Raw genomic sequence first — 18,898 nt, 5'->3', positions numbered from 1 at the left:
GGGGGAGGGCCGGGGCACTGCCCCGCGGCAGTCCCCCGACGTGACGACGCCGCGGACGATCGCGGGTGAGGTCGTAACGTTGTCCCCAAGCGACCCGGAAAGCGAGGCAGCCACCGATGCCCGAGCAGAGCAGTCCGCTCGATGTGGCCGAGGGCGACCCCTTCGGCCCGCACAACCTGCCGTACGGCGTGTTCTCCACCCCCGACCGCCCGGGCGAGCGGCGCGTCGGCGTCCGCATCGGCGACCACGTCCTGGACGCCGGGGCCGCCGCGCTCGCCCTCGGTTCGCCGTACGCCCGGCTGCTGGCCCAGCCCGACCTGATGACGCTCCTCGGAGCCGGGCGCACCGCCTGGCGCGACGTGCGCCGGGCCCTGACCGCGTGGGTCACGGTCCCCGCGCACCGCGCGGACATGGAGCCGCTGCTGCACCCGCTGGACGCGGTCACGCTGCACCTGCCCTACCAGGTCGCGGACTACGTCGACTTCTACGCGAGCGAGCACCACGCCACCAACGTGGGCCGGATCTTCCGGCCCGACGCCGACGCGCCGCTCACGCCCAACTGGAAGCACCTGCCGATCGGTTACCACGGGCGCGCCGGGACCGTCGTGGTCTCCGGCACCGATGTGGTCCGCCCGGCCGGCCAGCGCAAGGCACCGGCCGACCCGGCACCCGTCTTCGGCCCGTCCGTGAAGCTCGACATCGAGGCGGAGGTCGGCTTCGTCGTCGGCACCCCGTCCGAGCAGGGGAAGCCCGTCGCCCTCACCGACTTCCGCGAGCACGTCTTCGGGCTCTCGCTGCTCAACGACTGGTCGGCGCGCGACATCCAGGCGTGGGAGTACGTCCCGCTCGGCCCGTTCCTCGGCAAGTCCTTCGCGACCTCCGTCTCCGCCTGGGTCACCCCGCTGGAGGCCCTGGACGCCGCCCGCACCGCCCCGCCCGCCCGCGACCTCCCGCTCCTCCCCTATCTGGAGGACGCGGAGGAGGACGAGCCCGGCGGCTACGACCTGCGGATCTCCGTCGCGGTCAACGGGCACGTCGTCGCGGAGCCGCCGTTCTCCACGATGTACTGGACGGCCGCCCAGCAGCTGGCCCAGATGACGGTCAACGGCGCCTCGCTGCGCACCGGCGACCTCTACGCCTCCGGCACGGTCAGCGGCCCCGAGCCGTCCCAGCGCGGCTGCCTCCTCGAGCTGACCTGGAACGGCCGCGATCCGCTGATCCTGCCCGAGGGCGAGCGGACGTTCCTGGAGGACGGCGACACGGTGACGATCACCGCCTGGGCGCCGGGTCCTGACGGCACCCGGGTGGGGCTGGGCGAGGTGTCGGGGCGGGTCGTGGCCGCGGGCTGACGTGCCGCCCGGCCTCGCTTCCTCCGGCGTACGGCTCGTGGCAGCAGGTTGCGCAGGACTCCAGCAGGCCCCGGCGGAGGCGCGGCGAGTGTGCTGCCGCGAGGCCCAGCTCATCGGCGGAGGGCTTCGGCGGGTTCGATTCTGGCGGCTCGCCAAGCCGGATAGAGGCCGGCGACCAGACCGGTGACCAGACCGATGAGCGGGGCGGTGGCCACCGTGGCGGGGTGGACGACCGGGGTCCAGTCACGGGCGACGGCCACCCCGAGGACGGTGAGGGTGCCGAGAGAGGTGCCGATCAGGCCGCCGAGAGCTCCGAGCGCACCGGACTCGGCGAGGAACTGGCCGGTGATGTGCCGGCCCCTGGCGCCCAGCGCCCGACGCAGTCCGATCTCTCCGGTGCGCTCCAGGACCGCGACCAGGGTCGTGTTGGCGATGCCGACGGCACCGATGACCAGGCAGATGCCGGCCAGCAGGAGGAAGAGCTGGTTCAGGTCCGACGTGACCTTGCTCCGGAGGGTTCTTGGGTCCGGCGGAGGTGTCGACTTGAGGTATTCGGGATGGTCGGGGCGGAGTGCGGTCGGGGCGAGTGCCGCCACCTGCCGGGCGGCGCCGATGTCGGTGGCGATCAGCATCTTGTCGCTGCCCGCCTTCGGCCGGCCCCACAGCCGCACGGCCGTGGTGCGCGGGACCACCACCGAGAGCAGCAGGTTCGCCTCGCGCTCGACGTTGCCCACGATGCCCACGACGGTGAAGGGCTCGTCACCGATGAAGACGGCCGGCCGGGTCTCCAGGGTGGTGATGCCGAGCCGGGCGGCGACACCCGAGCCGAGCACTGCCACCGGCAGCGCCTGCTTCGAGTGGAACTCGTCGTAGATCCGGCCCTGCCGCATGGTCGGGACGGCGGCGCGCAGCGCCCCCGGCGAGGCGCCGACGACGTCCACCTGTTCGCCGCTCTCCGCCGCGGTGCCGACCGGGGCGGCCCGTACCGTCATGGAGGGGCCGGTCCGGACGGTGAAGTAGACACCCGCGTCCCGTACCCCGTGCAGTCGGCCGATCCGCTGGTCCGCGTCCTCGGGGAAGCCGGGTCCGGCGTACTCGTCCACCTGCGTGCTGATGTCTTCGACCGACACCTCGGTGGCGGTGAGCATGTCGAAGCGCGAGTCGATCTGCGAGGACGTGGTCGCTGTCAGCCCCAGGATCGCCACGAAAGTGCCGACGCCGAGCACGGTGCCCAGCGCCGTCAGTGCCGAGCGTGCCGGACGTTGCAGCATACCGGCGAGCGATTCGGCGAAGGCGTCCCGCAGCGTGAAGCGCGAGGGCTCGACCTCGGGTTCCGGTCGACGCCGGGGCCAGGGCACCCACGGCGGGAGCGGGGTCCGGGAAGCACGGCGGTTCATGGGCGCACCTGCTCGTGCAGTACGCCGTCGCGGATCGCCACGGTGCGCAGTCCGCGCCCGGCCACCTCGCCGTCGTGAGTGATCACCAGTACCGTCATCCCGTCGGCGTGCAGTTCGTCGAGGAGTTCCAGCACGGTGGCCGCGTTGGCCGTGTCGAGGTTGCCGGTCGGCTCGTCACACAGCAGGAGCGAAGGGCGGGCGACCAGGGCGCGGGCGATGGCGACCCGCTGCCGTTCGCCTCCGGACAGCCGGGTCGGCAACGCCTCGGTCCGGTGAGCCAGCCCGACCCGCTCCAGTGCCTCCCGCGCCCGTGCCGGACGCTCACGTCGCGGTGCCCCGTTGTAGACCATCGCCAGTTCGACGTTCTCGGCGGCCGAGCGGTGCGGCAGCAGATGGAACGACTGGAACACGAAGCCGATCCGCCGCCCGCGCAGCGCGGTGCGGTCGGCGTCCTTCAGGGCCCCGGTGTCGATCCCGTCCAGCAGGTACCGCCCGTGGGTGGGCGTGTCCAGCAGCCCGGCGATGTTGAGGAAGGTCGACTTCCCCGAGCCGGAGGGGCCGATCACGGTGACGAACTCGCCCCGGTCCACCCGTAGATCACACGGCTTGAACGCCTCCACCGGTGGTGGACCCGGATAGGTGAGCGCCACCTGATCGAACTCGACGACTGGGGAGGTCACTCGGCCGCACCGCCCTTGTCCTCCGTGCGGCCCTGGCCGGCCTTCTCCGCCACCCCCGGATTCACGCCGGTGATGACGTTGTCGCCCTCCTCGAGTTCGCCGTCGGAGAGCGGGACGACCTCCACGTACCCGTCCCCCGTGGTTCCCGGACGCACCTCGACACGGTGCTGTTCCTCGCCCCGTGCCACGGTGACCGTCGTCCTGCCGTCCTCCCCGGCGGAGACGGCGGTGACGGGTACGACCAGGGCCTCGCCGTCGGTGGCGCCGGCCTCGATCGTCAACCGCACGTCCTGGCCGGCCCATGCGACGGGCAGCGCCTTCAGCGGGCGGACCAGCATCACGTAACCGGCCTCCCCGGCCGGTGGCGCGTCCTCGCCGTCACCGGCGGGCCTTTCCGGCTGCTGGAGGGTCTCCGAGACGGACAGCACCTTCGCCTGGGCCGTGGTCCCGGACATCTCCGAGAGGATCTGCACCCTCTGACCGGCTCTGACCATGCCCTTCTGGTGCTCCTGGAGGACCCCGCGTACCACCAGCGCACCGGCGGACAGGGTCATCGCCGGGCCGTTGACCGGCGAACCGACCCGGACGGGCACGCTGTCCACGCGGGCCGGGAAGTCCTCCAGGAAGACCACTTCACCCGTCGGCAGCATGGGCCCCTGTGCGGCCTGTGCCTTGCTCAACTCGGCCCGGGCCTCGGCCAGGTCCTCCTGGGCGCGTTCCACCGACCGGCGTCCGTCCTTCGGGGACCCGGCGCCTGCGTCCTCGGCCCCGGCCTTTCCCGCCGAGCCCGTCGTACCGGACGGTTCCGCGGCCGCGTCGCGGGCGTCCTGGAGCGCGCGCTCGGACGCGGTGACCGCGTCCTGCGCGTCCTTCACCCCAGCACCTCCGTCGGCCAGCGCCGGCACCGGCTCGTAGCCGAGGGACGCGTAGAACGAGTTCAGCGCCCTCTTGGTGCCCTCCCCGAAACGGCCGGCCGCGTCACCGCCGCTGCCGTGGCCCAGTTGGGCCAGTGCCTTCTGCACCTGCCGTACGTCCTCACCCTTGGCGCCCGGCTTGAGGTCCCGGTACACCGGCAATTTCCCCTTGAGCGCGAACACCGGCCGCCCGGACACCTCCATCAGCACCGTGCCGGCCGTCACCGAATTCCCCGCCTTGAGCGCCACTTTCGTGACCACAGGCGCACCGCCGCCCTCACCGCTGCTGATCACGGGGGCCACCTGCACCGACTGGCCGGCCGTCACCGTCCCCCGGACGATGACCGAATCGGTCAGCTTCCGCTTCTCGACCCTGGCCACCAACACGTCCATCGGGGGAGGTCCCGCCTCAGCCGCCTGCTGGGCGGGTGACTTGATCACCAGGGATGCCCCCACCCCGCCGACACACAGAAGAACGGCGGCCGCGACCACGATCATGACCGCCCCGCGCCGCCCACGGAGCCAGACACTCCGGGAACGGGCCGGTGCCTCCGGAGGAACAGGTGGTGTCTCCGCCTCGTTTTCCTGCACGTTATGCATGTACGCCTCGGGATTCTGGCACGCCGTTATTCGGCGGCGGATCGGAGAAACACCGGACGCTCCGGCCGGCTGCTCCGTCGCAGAATCCTGCCGACTGCATGGTGTCGTGTGTGGAGAGGATCAATTCTCTGCCGCCTTCCCGTGGCGGCAGAGCAATCTGCGGGTTCTTCACGGAAGATCCGGAAAAACTGATGGTAAGCACTCGAAAGCGGGGAACCCTGCCGGGGCGTTACGCTTTGTCGCCCGGATCGGAACCGGGGTCCTTCGCGGTGATACCGCACTTCTTGAGGGCCTTCTTGCCTTCCGGGCTCCCCAGCTGTTCTTCCAGCGCGTCGTCGGGCACGGCCTCACCGGTCGCCGTCGGATCCTGGAACTCCGTGATCCCCTCCTCGCGCATGCACTTCGCCTGCTTGCGCAGCGCCTCCAGGGCCGCGGGGTCGAGCGTGGGCACCGCGGCACCGCCGCACTTCGCCATGGCCGCCTGGAGATCCTCCGGTGTGTTCTTCCCCTTGTCGGGAATGCTCTTACCGCCGTCCACCCTGAACTCGATACCGAGATCCCGCAGGCAGGACTCGTGAGGAAATGCCTGAGCCGAAGCGGATGGCCCGGAGTCGACCCCTCCGGATTCACCCTCCTTCGAGTCACCGCTGGAGCAGCTGACGGAGAGGAATGCGGTGATCAGGATGACCGCACCCAACCAGGACGGAGTCCGGGAAGATCGTTTTCCATTGGCATGCATGAAAATTTAAGGTAAGTCAGGGCAGAGTCGCTGTCTACTGTCCCCAGGAGCAGTAGACAGACGCCGAATCGGAGTGATCGCATATGAGCCATACGGCCTGTGGAGCCGTATGAAATCAAGCCATTTCGATGAAAGGCGTGAATCGTGAACGCAAGAACCTCCAGGCTGGTCGCCACGGCCGGCCTGCTGCTCCTGAGCGGTGCCGGTGTACTCGCGACGGCGGGCCAGTCGTCGGCTGCCACCCGTGACGGATCCACCAACGCGGGCGAGTTCGGCGCGTACTTCCTGCAGAACCAGGCCAGCTACGTGTTCGACTTCGCCAGCTACGACGCGAACTTCGCCAACGACTCGTTCCCCAAGGCGTCCAGCATCAACCCGGATGACAACACGGAGTCCTACTGGAACCGCAACTCGACCTACGTGGACGTGTACACCGAGTCGGGTCGCGGAGGCGTCCACGGCTGGATCCCGGATGGTCTGTCCGGGAACTTCAGCTCCAACTACAAGAACAACGTGACGTCGGCGTACGAGCGCTGATGAGGCCCGCCGCCTAACGGTCAACCTGCGAGACGCGCCCCCCTGCCCGTATACGCCGGGCAGGGAGGCGCGGCTCCATAGTAGCGAGAATCCGGAACTTGGAGCTGCCGTGAACCGTCTGTCGTCGCTGCGACGCCCTGCACTCACCCCGGCGATCCTTGCGGTGGCATCCGCGATGCTCCTGGCTGCCGGTTGCTCCTCGGGAGGGAAGACCGAGGAATCCGGGGAGCCCGAGGTCTCCGCCACCCCCAGGATCACCGATCCCAACTCCTTCGCCTTCCCGCTGGACCCGTACCTCACCAAGCCGGACGACCAGCTCACCCTGAGCAAGGCCCAGGCGGAACTCACCCGTCAGTGCATGAAGCGGTTCGGATTCACCTACCGTCCGACGCCCCAGCGTCCAACGGTCAACCCCTTCGGCGAGAACGGACTCCGCTACGGGGTGAGTTCGATGCAGTTGGCAGCCAAGTACGGTTACGGGTCCGGGTCCGGGAACGGCCCTGACCAGTCCGAGGCGCCGGCGTCCGGGGCCGAGCTGCTGACAGGCGCGGCGAAACTGGCGATGTTCGGCAAGGAAGAACTCAAGCCCTCCGACCTGCCCAGCAGTCAGGAGGAGGCCGAGGCGTCAGAGGCGAACAACGGGGTCATCGCCGGAAAGGCGGTCCCGGTGGGCGGCTGCCAACGCGAGGCGGCCATGAAGGTGTTCTCCCCGCGCAGGAAATCGCTGCCGGTCACGTTCACCTACGGGCTCACGACGGATGCCTGGTCACGCACACGCCATGACAGCCGGTACGTGGCAGTGGGGCGGAAGTGGGCCGAGTGCCTCAAGGAGAAGGGATACGTGACCTCTCCCGATCCGCTCACGCAGGACCGCGACCTCAAGTTCCCGGATCCGCAGTCGCCCCAGGCGATCACCGTGGCGAAGGCGGACGTGGCCTGCAAGGAGAAGGTGAATCTGATCGGGGTCGCTTTCGCGGTGGAGAGCGCCTATCAGAAACGTCTCGTCGAGCAGAACGCCGAGGCCCTCAAGCAGGTGCAGCGGCAGCAGGAGGAGCAGCTGCGACTGGCGGCGTCACTTCTCCGCTGACCGCCCTCATCCGCAGGAGGCCCGCCGCGCGACCCGCCCGGCTCACTCGTACTCCGGGGGCTCCTCGTCCCAGCCGAACTCGGTGTCGTCGTGGGCGGCGGGCGCGGGCGTCTCGGCGGGAGCGGCGGGCGCGGGCGTCTCGGCGGGAGCGGCGGGCGCGGGCGTCTCGGCGGGGGCGGGGGCGGCTGCCGTCGGGGCTGCCCGATGCGGGGCCTCCGGGGCGGACGCGTCGAGACCCGCCAGGACCTCCAGCACCCCCTCCCCGTACGTCGCCAGCTTCTTCTCGCCCAGGCCGCTGATGCCGCCCAGCTCGCCCAGGGTCGTCGGGCGGACCGTGGCGATCTCGCGGAGGGTGGCGTCGTGGAAGATCACGTAGGCCGGGAGGCCCAGCTCCTTGGCCTGGGCGGCCCGCCAGGCGCGCAGGGCCTCGAAGACGGGGACGGCCGTCTCGGGGAGGTCGGCGGCGGCCGCCGCCTTCGGCTTGCGCTCGCCGCGTCCGGACGAGGAGCGGGAGGCCGTCGGCTTCTTCGGCTCCTTGCGGAGCTGGACCTCGCGCTCGCGGTTGAGGACGGAGCCGCTCGCCTCCGTGAGGACCAGCGTGCCGTACTCGCCCTCGACGGCGATCAGGCCCTGGGCCAAGAGCTGGCGGACCACTCCGCGCCACTCCGCCTCGGACAGGTCCTCGCCGATGCCGAAGACCGACAGCTGGTCGTGGTCGAACTGGATGACCTTGGCCGTGCGGCGGCCGAGCAGGATGTCGATGATCTGGCCCGCGCCGAACTTCTGGCCGCGCTCCCGCTTCAGCCGTACCACCGTGGACAGCAGCTTCTGGGCGGACACCGTGCCGTCCCAGGTCTCCGGCGGGGTGAGGCAGGTGTCGCAGTTGCCGCACGAGGCGGCGGTCGGCTCCTGGCCGAAGTACGTCAGGAGCTGGGCGCGGCGGCACTGGGCCGTCTCGCAGAGGGCGAGCATCGAGTCCAGGTGCGAGGCGGCCCGGCGGCGGAACGCCTCGTCGCCCTCGCCGCCCTGGATGAGCTTGCGCTGCTGGACGACGTCCTGGAGGCCGTACGCCATCCACGCCGTGGACGGGGCGCCGTCGCGGCCGGCCCGGCCGGTCTCCTGGTAGTAGCCCTCGACGGACTTCGGGAGGTCCAGGTGGGCGACGAAGCGGACGTCCGGCTTGTCGATGCCCATGCCGAAGGCGATCGTCGCGACGACGACCAGGCCCTCCTCGCGCAGGAAGCGGGACTGGTGGGCCGCGCGGGTCCCGGCGTCGAGCCCCGCGTGGTACGGGACGGCCTCGATGCCGTTGCGGCAGAGGAACTCGGCGGTCTTCTCCGTGGACGCGCGGGAGAGGCAGTAGACGATGCCCGCGTCCCCGGCGTGCTCCTCCTTGAGGAAGGCGAGCAGCTGCTTCTTCGGGTCGGCCTTGCCCACGATCCGGTACTGGATGTTGGGCCGGTCGAAGCTGGCCACGAAGTGCCGCGCGTCGGGCATGCCGAGCCGCTGGGTGATCTCGCGGTGCGTGGCGTCCGTCGCCGTGGCCGTCAGGGCGATGCGCGGCACGTCGGGCCAGCGCTCGCCGAGGACGGACAGGGCGAGGTAGTCGGGGCGGAAGTCGTGGCCCCACTGGGCGACGCAGTGCGCCTCGTCGATCGCGAAGACGGAGACCTCGCCCCGGGCCAGCAGCGCGAGCGTGGAGTCCAGCCGCAGCCGCTCCGGGGCCAGGTAGAGGAGGTCCAGCTCGCCCGCGACGAACTGGGCCTCCATCGAGCGGCGCTCGTCGAAGTCCTGCGTGGAGTTGATGAAGCCGGCCCGCACGCCGAGCGCCCGCAGCGCGTCGACCTGGTCCTGCATGAGGGCGATCAGCGGGGAGATCACGACGCCGGTGCCCCGCCGGACCAGGGCCGGGATCTGGTAGCAGAGGGACTTGCCGCCGCCGGTGGGCATGAGCACGACGGCGTCTCCGCCGGCCACCACGTGGTCGACGATCGCCTCCTGCTCGCCGCGGAACGCCTCGTAACCGAAGACGCGGTGCAGCGTGCGCCGCGCTTCGCTCTCGGTCGCGGCGGCGGTCCCGCCCGTGCTCACATCCGTGGTCATGCCCGTCACGCCCGTCCCGCTCATCGCTCTGTCCCCCGATACCGGTCCCACTGCCTCCCCCGCCACCCTAGGGCCTGCCTGTGACAACGCCGGACGGGCTTGACTTCCCGAGGGAAGGCCAAGCCCGTCCGGCGTTGTCGTCGAGCCGCTGCCGGCTACCTCACGAACGTCCCCGCCTGGCCCGCCAGGTCCAGGAAGTACTGCGGGGCCACACCCAGGACCACGGTCACGGCCACGCCGATCGCGATCGTGGCCATCGTCAGCGGGGACGGGACGGCGACCGTGGGGCCGTCCGCCTTCGGCTCGCTGAAGAACATCAGCACGATGACCCGGATGTAGAAGAACGCGGCGATCGCCGAGGAGATCACACCGACCACGACCAGGCCGCCCGCGCCGCCGTCCGCCGCCGCCTTGAACACCGCGAACTTCCCGGAGAAGCCCGAGGTCAGCGGGATACCGGCGAAGGCCAGCAGGAACACCGCGAAGACCGCGGCGACCAGCGGCGAGCGCCGGCCGAGCCCCGCCCACTTCGACAGGTGCGTCGCCTCGCCGCCCGCGTCCCGCACCAGCGTGACGACGGCGAACGCGCCGACCGTCACGAAGGAGTACGTGCCGAGGTAGAAGAGGACCGACGAGATGCCGTCGGGGGTGGCCGCGATCACACCGGCCAGGATGAACCCGGCGTGCGCGATCGAGGAGTAGGCCAGCAGCCGCTTGATGTCGGTCTGGGTGATCGCGACGACCGCACCGCCCACCATCGTGACGATCGCGACGCCCCACATGACCGGCCGCAGGTCCCAGGTGAGGCCGGGCAGCACCACGTACAGCAGGCGGAGCAGCGCGCCGAACGCGGCGACCTTCGTCGCGGCGGCCATGAAGCCGGTGACCGGGGTCGGCGCGCCCTGGTAGACGTCCGGGGTCCACATGTGGAACGGGACGGCGCCGACCTTGAAGAGCAGGCCGGTGAGGATCATCGCGCCGCCGATGAGCAGCAGCGCGTCGTTGCCCATGGTGCCGGCGAGCGCCGGGTCGATCTTCTGGATCGAGCCGTCGACCACGGTCGCGATCTGCGCGTACGAGACGGAGCCCGCGTACCCGTAGAGCAGGGCGATCCCGAACAGCAGGAACGCCGAGGAGAACGCGCCGAGCAGGAAGTACTTCACGGCCGACTCCTGCGACATCAGCCGCTTGCGGCGGGCGACGGCGCACAGGAGGTACAGCGGGAGGGAGAAGACCTCCAGGGCCACGAACAGCGTCAGCAGGTCGTTGGCCGCCGGGAAGACCAGCATGCCCGCCACCGAGAAGAGGACGAGCGGGAAGACCTCGGTGGTGGTGAACCCGGCCTTGACCGCGGCCTTCTCGCTGTCGCTGCCGGGCACCGACGCGGCCTGCGCGGCGAAGGAGTCCACGCGGTTGCCGTGGGACTCCGGGTCGAGCCGCCGTTCGGCGAACGTGAAGACCGCGACCAGGGACGTCAGCAGGATGACGCCCTGGAGGAACAGGGACGGCCCGTCGACCGCGATGGCGCCCATCGCGGCGATGTGCGCCTTGGTCGTCCCGTAACCGGAGGCGGCCAGGCCGACCACCGCGGCGAACGCGGCGACCAGCGCGACGACGGTCAGGAACACCTGCGTGTGGTACCGGGCCCGGCGCGGCACGAACGCCTCGACCAGGACACCGACGACGGCGACGCCGATCACGATCAGGACCGGCATCAGCTGGGTGTACTCGATGACCGGGGCCGTGAACTTCTCGTCCGGAGCGGCGGATGTCACCCCGCTCGCCGTCGTCCACAGGCTGTGGACAGCTGTTGCGCTCACTTGGCGGCCTCCACCTCGGGCTGGGGGTCCTTCTTCTGTACGTCCGACATGGTGTGCTGCACCGCCGGGTTGACGATCTCCGTCAGCGGCTTCGGGTAGACACCCAGGAACAGCAGCAGCGCGATCAGCGGCACGACCACCACGAGCTCACGCGCCTTGAGGTCCGCCATGCCCTGCACCTCGGCCTTGACCGGGCCGGTCATGGTGCGCTGGTAGAGGACCAGGACGTAGATCGCGGCGAGCACGATGCCGGTGGTGGCGATGATGCCGACCGCCGGATACGCGGCGAACGCGCCGACCAGGACCAGGAACTCGCTGACGAACGGGGCGAGCCCCGGCAGCGACAGCGTGGCCAGACCGCCGATCAGGAAGGTGCCGGCCAGGACCGGGGCCACCTTCTGCACCCCGCCGTAGTCGGCGATGAGGCGCGAGCCGCGCCGGCTGATCAGGAAGCCCGCGACCAGCATCAGCGCGGCCGTCGAGATGCCGTGGTTGACCATGTACAGCGTCGCGCCCGACTGGCCCTGACTGGTCATCGCGAAGATGCCCAGGATGATGAAGCCGAAGTGCGAGATGGACGCGTAGGCGATCAGCCGCTTGATGTCGCGCTGGCCGACCGCGAGCAGCGCCCCGTACACGATGCTGATCAGCGCCAGGACCAGGATCACCGGCGTCGCCCACTTGCTGGCCTCCGGGAAGAGCTGGAGGCAGAAGCGGAGCATCGCGAACGTGCCGACCTTGTCGACCACGGCGGTGATCAGCACGGCGACCGGCGCGGTCGCCTCACCCATCGCGTTGGGCAGCCAGGTGTGCAGCGGCCACAGCGGGGCCTTCACCGCGAAGGCGAAGAAGAACCCGAGGAACAGCCACCGCTCGGTGCCGGTCGCCATGGAGAACGTGCCGTTGGCCCGGGCCTCGGCGATCTCGGAGAGCGAGAACGAGCCCGCGACCACGTACAGGCCGATCACCGCGGCCAGCATGATGAGGCCGCCGACCAGGTTGTAGAGGAGGAACTTCACGGCGGCGTACGAGCGCTGCGCCGCCGCGTTCTCGTCGCTGCCGGTGTGCGCCCGGTCCCCGAAGCCGCCGATGAGGAAGTACATCGGGATGAGCATGGCTTCGAACAGGATGTAGAAGAGGAAGACGTCGGTGGCCTCGAAGGAGAGGATCACCATCGCTTCGACCATCAGGATCAGGGCGAAGAAGCCCTGCGTCGGGCGCCAGCGCGAGGAGTTCGTCTCCAGGGGGTCGGCGTCGTGCCAGCCGGCCAGGATGACGAACGGGATCAGCAGGGCGGTGAGCGCCATGAGCGCCACGCCGATGCCGTCGACGCCCAGTTCGTAGCGGACGCCGAAGTCCTTGATCCAGGCGTGCGATTCGGTGAGCTGGAAGCGGTCGCCGCCGGGCTCGAAGCGGGCGAGCGCGATGCCCGCCAGGGCGAGCGTGGCCAGCGAGAAGAGCAGCGCCAGCCATTTGGCGGCGGTGCGCCGGGCGGCCGGGACGGCGGCGGTGGCCACCGCGCCGATCGCCGGGAGCGCCGCCGTCGCTGTCAGGAGGGGAAAGGACATGTGATCAGACCGCCCTCATCAGCAGGGTCGCGGCGATGAGAACCGCCGTACCTCCGAGCATCGAGACCGCGTAGGAGCGGGCGTAGCCGTTCTGGAGTTTGCGCAGCCGGCCGGAGAGCCCGCCCATGGACGCGGCCGTGCCGTTGACGACGCCGTCGACCAGGCTGTGGTCGACGTAGACCAGGGAGCGGGTCAGGTGTTCGCCGCCGCGGACCAGGACCACGTGGTTGAAGTCGTCCTGGAGGAGGTCGCGGCGCGCGGCCCGGGTGAGCAGCGAGCCGCGCGGGGCGGTCACCGGCACCGGCTTGCGGCCGTACATCGCCCAGGCGATGGCGACACCGACGACCAGGGCGACCATGGTGGCCGCGGTGACGGTCGACGCGCCGATCGGGGCATCGCCGTGGTCGTGGCCGGTGACGGGCTCCAGCCAGTGCAGGAAGCGGTCGCCGATCGAGAAGAAGCCACCGGCGAAGACCGAGCCGAAGGCCAGCACGATCATCGGGATCGTCATGGACTTCGGGGACTCGTGCGGATGCGGCTCCGCGTGCTCGCCGCGCGTCTCGGCGGCGGGCTCGACGTCCGGCGCGTCCGGGGACGGCGTCGCCGTGCGGCGCCAGCGCTCCTCGCCGAAGAAGGTCATCAGCATCACGCGCGTCATGTAGAACGCGGTGATCGCGGCGCCGAGCAGGGCCACGGAGCCGAGGATCCAGCCCTCGGTGCCGCCCTTGGCGAACGCCGCCTCGATGATCCTGTCCTTGGAGAAGAAGCCGGAGAGGCCGGGGAAGCCGATGATCGCGAGGTAGCCGAGGCCGAAGGTGACGAAGGTGACCGGCATGTACTTCCGCAGGCCGCCGAACTTCCGCATGTCCACCTCGTCGTTCATGCCGTGCATGACCGAACCGGCGCCGAGGAAGAGCCCGGCCTTGAAGAAGCCGTGGGTCACCAGGTGCATGATCGCGAAGACGTAGCCGATGGGGCCGAGCCCGGCGGCCAGGATCATGTAGCCGATCTGCGACATCGTGGAGCCGGCGAGGGCCTTCTTGATGTCGTCCTTCGCGCAACCGACGATCGCACCGAACAGCAGCGTGACCGCGCCGACGACCACGACGACCATCTGGGCGTCCGGGGCGGCGTTGAAGATCGCGCCGGAGCGGACGATGAGGTAGACACCGGCGGTGACCATGGTCGCGGCGTGGATGAGGGCGGAGACCGGGGTCGGGCCCTCCATCGCGTCACCGAGCCAGGACTGCAGCGGCACCTGGGCGGACTTGCCGCAGGCGGCGAGGAGCAGCATCAGGCCGATCGCCGTCAGCTTGCCCTCGCTCGTCTCACCGGTCGCCTCCAGGACGGGGCCGTACGCGAACGTGCCGAAGGTGGTGAACATCAGCATGATCGCGATCGACAGGCCCATGTCGCCGACGCGGTTGACCAGGAACGCCTTCTTCGCGGCGGTGGCCGCGCTGGGCTTGTGCTGCCAGAAGCCGATGAGCAGGTACGAGGCGAGACCGACGCCCTCCCAGCCGACGTACAGCAGCAGGTAGTTGTCGGCGATGACCAGGATCAGCATCGCCGCCAGGAACAGGTTCAGATAGCCGAAGAAGCGGCGCCGGCGCTCGTCGTGCTCCATGTAGCCGATCGAGTAGATGTGGATCAGCGTGCCCACACCGGTGATCAGCAGGACGAAGGTCATCGACAGCTGGTCGAGCTGGAAGGCCACATCGGCCTGGAAGCCCTCGACCGGGATCCAGCTGAACAGCTTCTGGTGCAGCGCCCGGTCCTCGGCGCCCTTCCCCAGCATGTCGGTGAAGAGCACCACGGCCACGACGAACGAGGCGGCGGCGAGCAGGGTGCCGAGCCAGTGCCCGGCGCGGTCGAGGCGCCGGCCGCCGCACAGCAGCACCGCCGCTCCGAGCAGGGGCGCCGCGACGAGCAGCGCAATCAGGTTCTCCACAGTGCAAACGCCCCTTACAGCTTCATCAGGCTGGCGTCATCGACCGAGGCCGAGTGGCGGGAACGGAACAGCGACACGATGATCGCGAGCCCGACCACGACCTCCGCGGCGGCGACGACCATCGTGAAGAAGGCGATGATCTGGCCGTCGAGGTTGCCGTGCATCCGGGAGAAGGTCACGAACGCGAGGTTGCAGGCGTTGAGCATCAGCTCGACGCACATGAACACCACGATCGCGTTCCGCCGGATCAGCACACCGGCCGCGCCGATGGTGAACAGCAGGGCGGCGAGGTAGAGGTAGTTGACCGGATTCACTTGGCGACCTCCTCTTCTTCGGTGTCCCGGCCCAGCCGCTCACCGGAGCGCTGCTCCAGCGCCTTGAGGCCGGCCAGTGATTCCTGGGACACGTCGCGCATCTGTCCGCGCTTGCGCAGCGTGTTCATGACGGTCAGCTCGGACGGGGTGCCGTCGGGGAGCAGGCCCGCGATGTCCACCGCGTTGTGCCGGGCGTAGACGCCGGGGGCGGGCAGCGGCGGGAGGTGGCTGCTCCGCACGCGCTCCTCGGACATCTCCCGCTGGGTCTTGGCCCGTTCGGTGCGCTCGCGGTGCGTGAGCACCATCGCGCCGACCGTCGCGGTGATCAGCAGGGCGCCGGTGATCTCGAAGGCGAAGACGTACTTGGTGAAGATGAGGCTGGCGAGCCCCTCCACGTTCCCGCCGTGCGCGGTGTTGGCGGTGCCCAGGCCGTTGAAGGTCTTCAGCGAGGCGTTGCCGATGCCGACGATCAGCAGGACGCCGAAGCCGATGCCGCATCCGGCGGCCAGCCAGCGCTGGCCCTTGATGGTCTCCTTCAGCGAGTCGGCCGCCGTGACACCGACGAGCATGACCACGAAGAGGAACAGCATCATGATCGCGCCGGTGTAGACGACGATCTGGACGATGCCGAGGAAGTAGGCGCCGTTGGCGAGGTAGAACACCGCGAGGATGATCATCGTCCCGGCGAGGCACAGCGCGCTGTGCACGGCCTTCTTCATGAGCACCGTGCACAGGGCGCCGATCACGGCGACCGTGCCGAGCACCCAGAACTGGAACGCCTCGCCGGTCGAGGTCTGCGAGGCCGCTGCGGCCAGGCCGGTCATGCGTCCACCTCCTGCGCGGCGCCGTTGCTCTGCCCGGCCTCGTCGGACGGCTTCTCGCCCTTGGAGACGGCGAGCTGGCGCTCCGTACCGGGGGCGGCCTCGGTGACCAGGCCCCGGTAGTAGTCCTGTTCGTCCATGCCCGGGAAGATCGCGTGCGGGCTGTCGACCATGCCGTCCTCCAGGCCCGCGAGCAGCTCGTCCTTGGTGTAGATGAGGCTCTCGCGGGTGGTGTTGGCGAGCTCGAACTCATTGGTCATCGTGAGCGCCCGGGTCGGGCACGCCTCGATGCACAGTCCGCAGAGGATGCAGCGCGCGTAGTTGATCTGGTAGACGCGGCCGTAGCGCTCACCCGGGGAGTAGCGCTCCTCCGGGGTGTTGTCCGCGCCCTCCACGTAGATGGCGTCGGCGGGACAGGCCCAGGCGCACAACTCGCAGCCGACGCACTTCTCCAGCCCGTCCGGATGGCGGTTGAGCTGGTGGCGGCCGTGGAAGCGGGGCGCCGTCACCTTCGGCGTCTCCGGATACTGCTCGGTGAGCCGCTTCTTGAACATGGCCTTGAAGGTCACGCCGAAGCCGGCCACCGGGTTGAGGAACTTGTCCTCCGAGTTCGGGGAGGACTGCGAGGACCCCGTCGGCCCGGTGGACTTCGCCGGCCTCTTGGACCCCGGCAGATCTGGCAGTTCAGACACCGTCGGCCTCCTTTCCGTCACTCGGATTTCCGTCACTCTGAGTATCCACGCCGCCACTGACAACGAGCTCCCGCTCGCGGCGCGGCCTGCGCCTCGGCACGGGCGGCAGAGTCTGTCCGGGCAGCGGTGGCACCGGGAATCCGCCCGCCATCGGGTCGAACGCCGGCTCGGGCCCGGCCTGCTCGGCGGCGGCCTTGTCCTTCTTGTCGCGGAAGATGTCGGCGACGAAGGAGATCAGCAGCACCGCGATCACGGCACCGGCCACGTAGAGCAGGATCCTGGAGAAGTCGTAGCCCTCGTTGCGCAGCGCCCGTACGGTCGCCACCAGCATCAGCCAGACGACGGACACCGGGATGAGGACCTTCCAGCCGAGCTTCATCAGCTGGTCGTAGCGGACGCGGGGCAGCGTGCCGCGCAGCCAGATGAAGAAGAACAGCAGCAGCTGGACCTTGAGGACGAACCAGAGCATCGGCCACCAGCCGTGGTTCGCGCCCTCCCAGAAGGTGCTGATCGGCCACGGAGCCCGCCAGCCGCCCAGGAACAGGGTCGTGGAGACCGCGGAGACGGTGACCATATTGACGTACTCGGCGAGCATGAACATCGCGAACTTGATGGACGAGTACTCGGTGTTGAAACCGCCGACGAGGTCGCCCTCGGACTCCGGCATGTCGAACGGGGCGCGGTTGGTCTCACCGACCATCGTGACGATGTAGATGATGAAGGAGACCGGGAGCAGGATGATGAACCAGCGGTCCTCCTGCGCCTCCACGATCTTCGACGTCGACATCGACCCGGAGTAGAGGAACACCGAGGCGAACGCGGCGCCCATGGCGATCTCGTACGAGATCATCTGCGCGCAGGAGCGGAGCCCGCCGAGCAGCGGATACGTCGACCCGGACGACCAGCCGGCCAGCACGATGCCGTAGATGCCGACCGAGGCGACCGCGAGGATGTAGAGCATCGCGATCGGCAGGTCGGTGAGCTGCATCGCCGTACGGTGGCCGAAGATCGAGACCTCGTTGCCGGACGGGCCGAAGGGGATCACCGCGATCGCCATGAACGCGGGGATGGCGGCGACGATCGGCGCGAGGACGTAGACGACCTTGTCCGCGCGCTTGACGACGACGTCCTCCTTCAGCATCAGCTTGATGCCGTCGGCGAGCGACTGGAGCATGCCCCAGGGGCCGTGCCGGTTGGGGCCGATGCGCAGCTGCATCCAGGCGACGACCTTGCGCTCCCACACGATGGAGAAGAGCACGGTCACCATCAGGAACGCGAAGCAGAAGACGGCCTTGATGACGACGAGCCACCAGGGGTCGTTGCCGAACATCGACAGGTCCTCGGCGGCGAGCACCGCACCGTGCGGTGGAGCGGCCAGTTGAGCGAAGGCGGTCACGCCCGCACCTCCGGTGTGACGTCGGGAGTACCGGGAGCGGCGGGGCCGATCCGGACCACTCCGCCGGGGCGGGCCCCGGTCGTGGCCGGCACGCCCCGCCCGGTCGAGTTCAGCGGCACCCAGACCACGCGGTCCGGCATGTCGGTGACCCGGAGCGGGAGTTCGACGCTGCCGGCGGGCCCGGACACGGCCAGCAGGTCGCCGTCCTTGACCCCGCTCTCCGCGGCGGTGGCGGCCGACAGCCGGGCCACCGCCTCGTGCCGGGTCCCGGCGAGCGCGGTGTCGCCCTCCTGGAGGCGGCCCAGGTCGAGCAGCATCCGGTGGCCGGCGAGAATCGCCTCGCCGTCGCCGGGCCGGGGCAGCGGCTGCGCGGAGACGCGGGGGTCGTCCGCGTACCCGCCCTGCCGGCCGCCGAGTCGGTCCAGCTCGCGGCGGGCGGCCCGCAGGTCCGGCAGCCCGAGGTGCGCGTCCATCGCGTCGGCCAGCATGTGCAGCACCCGCGCGTCGCCCGGGGCGAGGTTCCGCGTCATCTGGTCGGGCTTCAGCGCGGCCTCGAACATCCGCGCCCGGCCCTCCCAGTTGAGGAAGGTCCCGGACTTCTCGGCGACCGCGGCCACCGGGAACACCACGTCGGCGCGGTCGGTGACCTCGCTCGGCCGGAGCTCCAGGGAGACCAGGAAGCCGACCCGGTCCAGGGCCTCCAGGGCCCGCGCCGGGTCCGGAAGGTCCTCGGTGCCCACCCCGGCGACGACCAGCGCGCCCAGCTCACCGGAGACCGCGGCCTCGATGATCTGGCCGGTGTCGCGGCCGAAGCGGGACGGGAGTTCGGCGACGCCCCACGCGGCGGCGACCTCGTCCCGGGCGCGCGGGTCGGTGGCCGGGCGGCCGCCGGGCAGCAGCGACGGGAGCGCGCCCGCCTCCACCGCGCCG

16 protein-coding genes are annotated in these 18,898 nt (G+C 70.2%); 3 read left to right on the top strand and 13 right to left on the bottom strand.

Annotated features, from left to right (window positions below; translation table 11 throughout):
* Nucleotides 1–116: 116 nt before the first annotated feature.
* The gene (gene fahA / locus G3I41_RS35870; protein WP_164404702.1) at nucleotides 117–1,349 is read left to right on the top strand and encodes a fumarylacetoacetase; all 1,233 of its coding nucleotides are present in this window, start codon (nucleotides 117–119) and stop codon (nucleotides 1,347–1,349) included.
* Nucleotides 1,350–1,459: 110 nt separating this feature from the next.
* Here the strand turns inward: fahA and G3I41_RS35865 are convergent, their stop codons facing one another.
* The 4 genes from G3I41_RS35865 to G3I41_RS35850 form a co-directional block, all read right to left on the bottom strand.
* Nucleotides 1,460–2,746: an ABC transporter permease gene (locus G3I41_RS35865; RefSeq protein WP_164404701.1), complete on the bottom strand. Its 1,287-nt coding sequence runs from the start codon at nucleotides 2,744–2,746 to the stop codon at nucleotides 1,460–1,462.
* On the bottom strand, nucleotides 2,743–3,426 hold the full coding sequence (locus G3I41_RS35860) for an ABC transporter ATP-binding protein (RefSeq protein WP_164404700.1): 684 nt from the start codon (nucleotides 3,424–3,426) through the stop codon (nucleotides 2,743–2,745). Before G3I41_RS35860 ends, G3I41_RS35865 begins: the two co-directional genes overlap by 4 nt.
* A complete protein-coding gene (locus tag G3I41_RS37330; RefSeq protein ID WP_239082007.1) occupies nucleotides 3,423–4,733 on the bottom strand; it encodes a peptidoglycan-binding protein in 1,311 nt (436 codons plus the stop codon). Before G3I41_RS37330 ends, G3I41_RS35860 begins: the two co-directional genes overlap by 4 nt.
* Nucleotides 4,734–5,169: 436 nt before the next feature.
* Complete coding sequence (locus G3I41_RS35850; protein ID WP_164404698.1) at nucleotides 5,170–5,679, bottom strand: hypothetical protein; 510 nt, start codon at nucleotides 5,677–5,679, stop codon at nucleotides 5,170–5,172.
* A gap of 144 nt (nucleotides 5,680–5,823) precedes the next feature.
* Here G3I41_RS35850 and G3I41_RS35845 point away from each other — a divergent pair, with 144 nt between their 5' ends.
* Together G3I41_RS35845 and G3I41_RS35840 are read left to right on the top strand one after the other, a co-directional pair.
* Entirely contained in the window at nucleotides 5,824–6,216 is a 393-nt protein-coding gene (locus tag G3I41_RS35845; RefSeq protein WP_164404697.1) for a hypothetical protein, read from the top strand.
* Between the two features lie 109 nt (nucleotides 6,217–6,325).
* A complete protein-coding gene (locus G3I41_RS35840) occupies nucleotides 6,326–7,303 on the top strand; it encodes a hypothetical protein (protein WP_164404696.1) in 978 nt (325 codons plus the stop codon).
* A gap of 42 nt (nucleotides 7,304–7,345) precedes the next feature.
* On the opposite strand, the gene recQ is transcribed toward G3I41_RS35840, so the two are convergent.
* From recQ to G3I41_RS35795, 9 genes are all read right to left on the bottom strand, one after another.
* Nucleotides 7,346–9,406 (bottom strand): DNA helicase RecQ, encoded by a 2,061-nt coding sequence (gene recQ / locus G3I41_RS35835; RefSeq protein ID WP_164404733.1) that lies wholly within the window; start codon nucleotides 9,404–9,406, stop codon nucleotides 7,346–7,348.
* A gap of 155 nt (nucleotides 9,407–9,561) precedes the next feature.
* Nucleotides 9,562–11,226, bottom strand: a complete 1,665-nt coding sequence (gene nuoN / locus G3I41_RS35830) for an NADH-quinone oxidoreductase subunit NuoN (RefSeq protein WP_343242289.1) — start codon at nucleotides 11,224–11,226, stop codon at nucleotides 9,562–9,564.
* Nucleotides 11,223–12,794, bottom strand: coding sequence for an NADH-quinone oxidoreductase subunit M (locus tag G3I41_RS35825; RefSeq protein ID WP_164404695.1), 1,572 nt, complete (start codon nucleotides 12,792–12,794; stop codon nucleotides 11,223–11,225). Before G3I41_RS35825 ends, nuoN begins: the two co-directional genes overlap by 4 nt.
* Before the next feature lie 4 nt (nucleotides 12,795–12,798).
* Entirely contained in the window at nucleotides 12,799–14,745 is a 1,947-nt protein-coding gene (gene nuoL / locus G3I41_RS35820; RefSeq protein WP_164404694.1) for an NADH-quinone oxidoreductase subunit L, read from the bottom strand.
* A gap of 14 nt (nucleotides 14,746–14,759) precedes the next feature.
* Entirely contained in the window at nucleotides 14,760–15,059 is a 300-nt protein-coding gene (gene nuoK, locus G3I41_RS35815) for an NADH-quinone oxidoreductase subunit NuoK (RefSeq protein WP_018101339.1), read from the bottom strand.
* Nucleotides 15,056–15,883, bottom strand: a complete 828-nt coding sequence (locus tag G3I41_RS35810; protein WP_164404693.1) for an NADH-quinone oxidoreductase subunit J — start codon at nucleotides 15,881–15,883, stop codon at nucleotides 15,056–15,058. The genes nuoK and G3I41_RS35810 overlap by 4 nt, the downstream gene beginning before the upstream one ends.
* The gene (gene nuoI, locus G3I41_RS35805) at nucleotides 15,880–16,572 is read right to left on the bottom strand and encodes an NADH-quinone oxidoreductase subunit NuoI (protein ID WP_343242288.1); all 693 of its coding nucleotides are present in this window, start codon (nucleotides 16,570–16,572) and stop codon (nucleotides 15,880–15,882) included. Before nuoI ends, G3I41_RS35810 begins: the two co-directional genes overlap by 4 nt.
* Complete coding sequence (nuoH, locus tag G3I41_RS35800; protein ID WP_164404692.1) at nucleotides 16,565–17,968, bottom strand: NADH-quinone oxidoreductase subunit NuoH; 1,404 nt, start codon at nucleotides 17,966–17,968, stop codon at nucleotides 16,565–16,567. Before nuoH ends, nuoI begins: the two co-directional genes overlap by 8 nt.
* On the bottom strand, nucleotides 17,965–18,898 hold a 934-nt coding region (locus tag G3I41_RS35795; protein WP_164404691.1), incomplete at its 5' end, for a molybdopterin dinucleotide binding domain-containing protein. The genes nuoH and G3I41_RS35795, both read right to left, overlap by 4 nt.

Origin of the sequence: Streptomyces sp. SID9727 (assembly GCF_010550605.1) — a bacterium.
Classification (GTDB): Bacteria; Actinomycetota; Actinomycetes; order Streptomycetales; family Streptomycetaceae; genus Streptomyces.
This window is presented reverse-complemented; position numbering and strand designations above follow the sequence as displayed.

What these genes read in the sequence shown, in the direction of transcription:
- G3I41_RS35810 (WP_164404693.1), bottom strand. Translation starts at nt 15,883, where the DNA reads ATGACCGGCCTGGCCGCAGCGGCCTCGCAGACCTCGACCGGCGAGGCG.
- G3I41_RS35865 (WP_164404701.1), bottom strand. Translation starts at nt 2,746, where the DNA reads ATGAACCGCCGTGCTTCCCGGACCCCGCTCCCGCCGTGGGTGCCCTGG.
- fahA (WP_164404702.1), top strand. Translation starts at nt 117, where the DNA reads ATGCCCGAGCAGAGCAGTCCGCTCGATGTGGCCGAGGGCGACCCCTTC.
- G3I41_RS35825 (WP_164404695.1), bottom strand. Translation starts at nt 12,794, where the DNA reads ATGTCCTTTCCCCTCCTGACAGCGACGGCGGCGCTCCCGGCGATCGGC.
- recQ (WP_164404733.1), bottom strand. Translation starts at nt 9,406, where the DNA reads ATGACCACGGATGTGAGCACGGGCGGGACCGCCGCCGCGACCGAGAGC.
- G3I41_RS35850 (WP_164404698.1), bottom strand. Translation starts at nt 5,679, where the DNA reads ATGCATGCCAATGGAAAACGATCTTCCCGGACTCCGTCCTGGTTGGGT.
- G3I41_RS37330 (WP_239082007.1), bottom strand. Translation starts at nt 4,733, where the DNA reads ATGGACGTGTTGGTGGCCAGGGTCGAGAAGCGGAAGCTGACCGATTCG.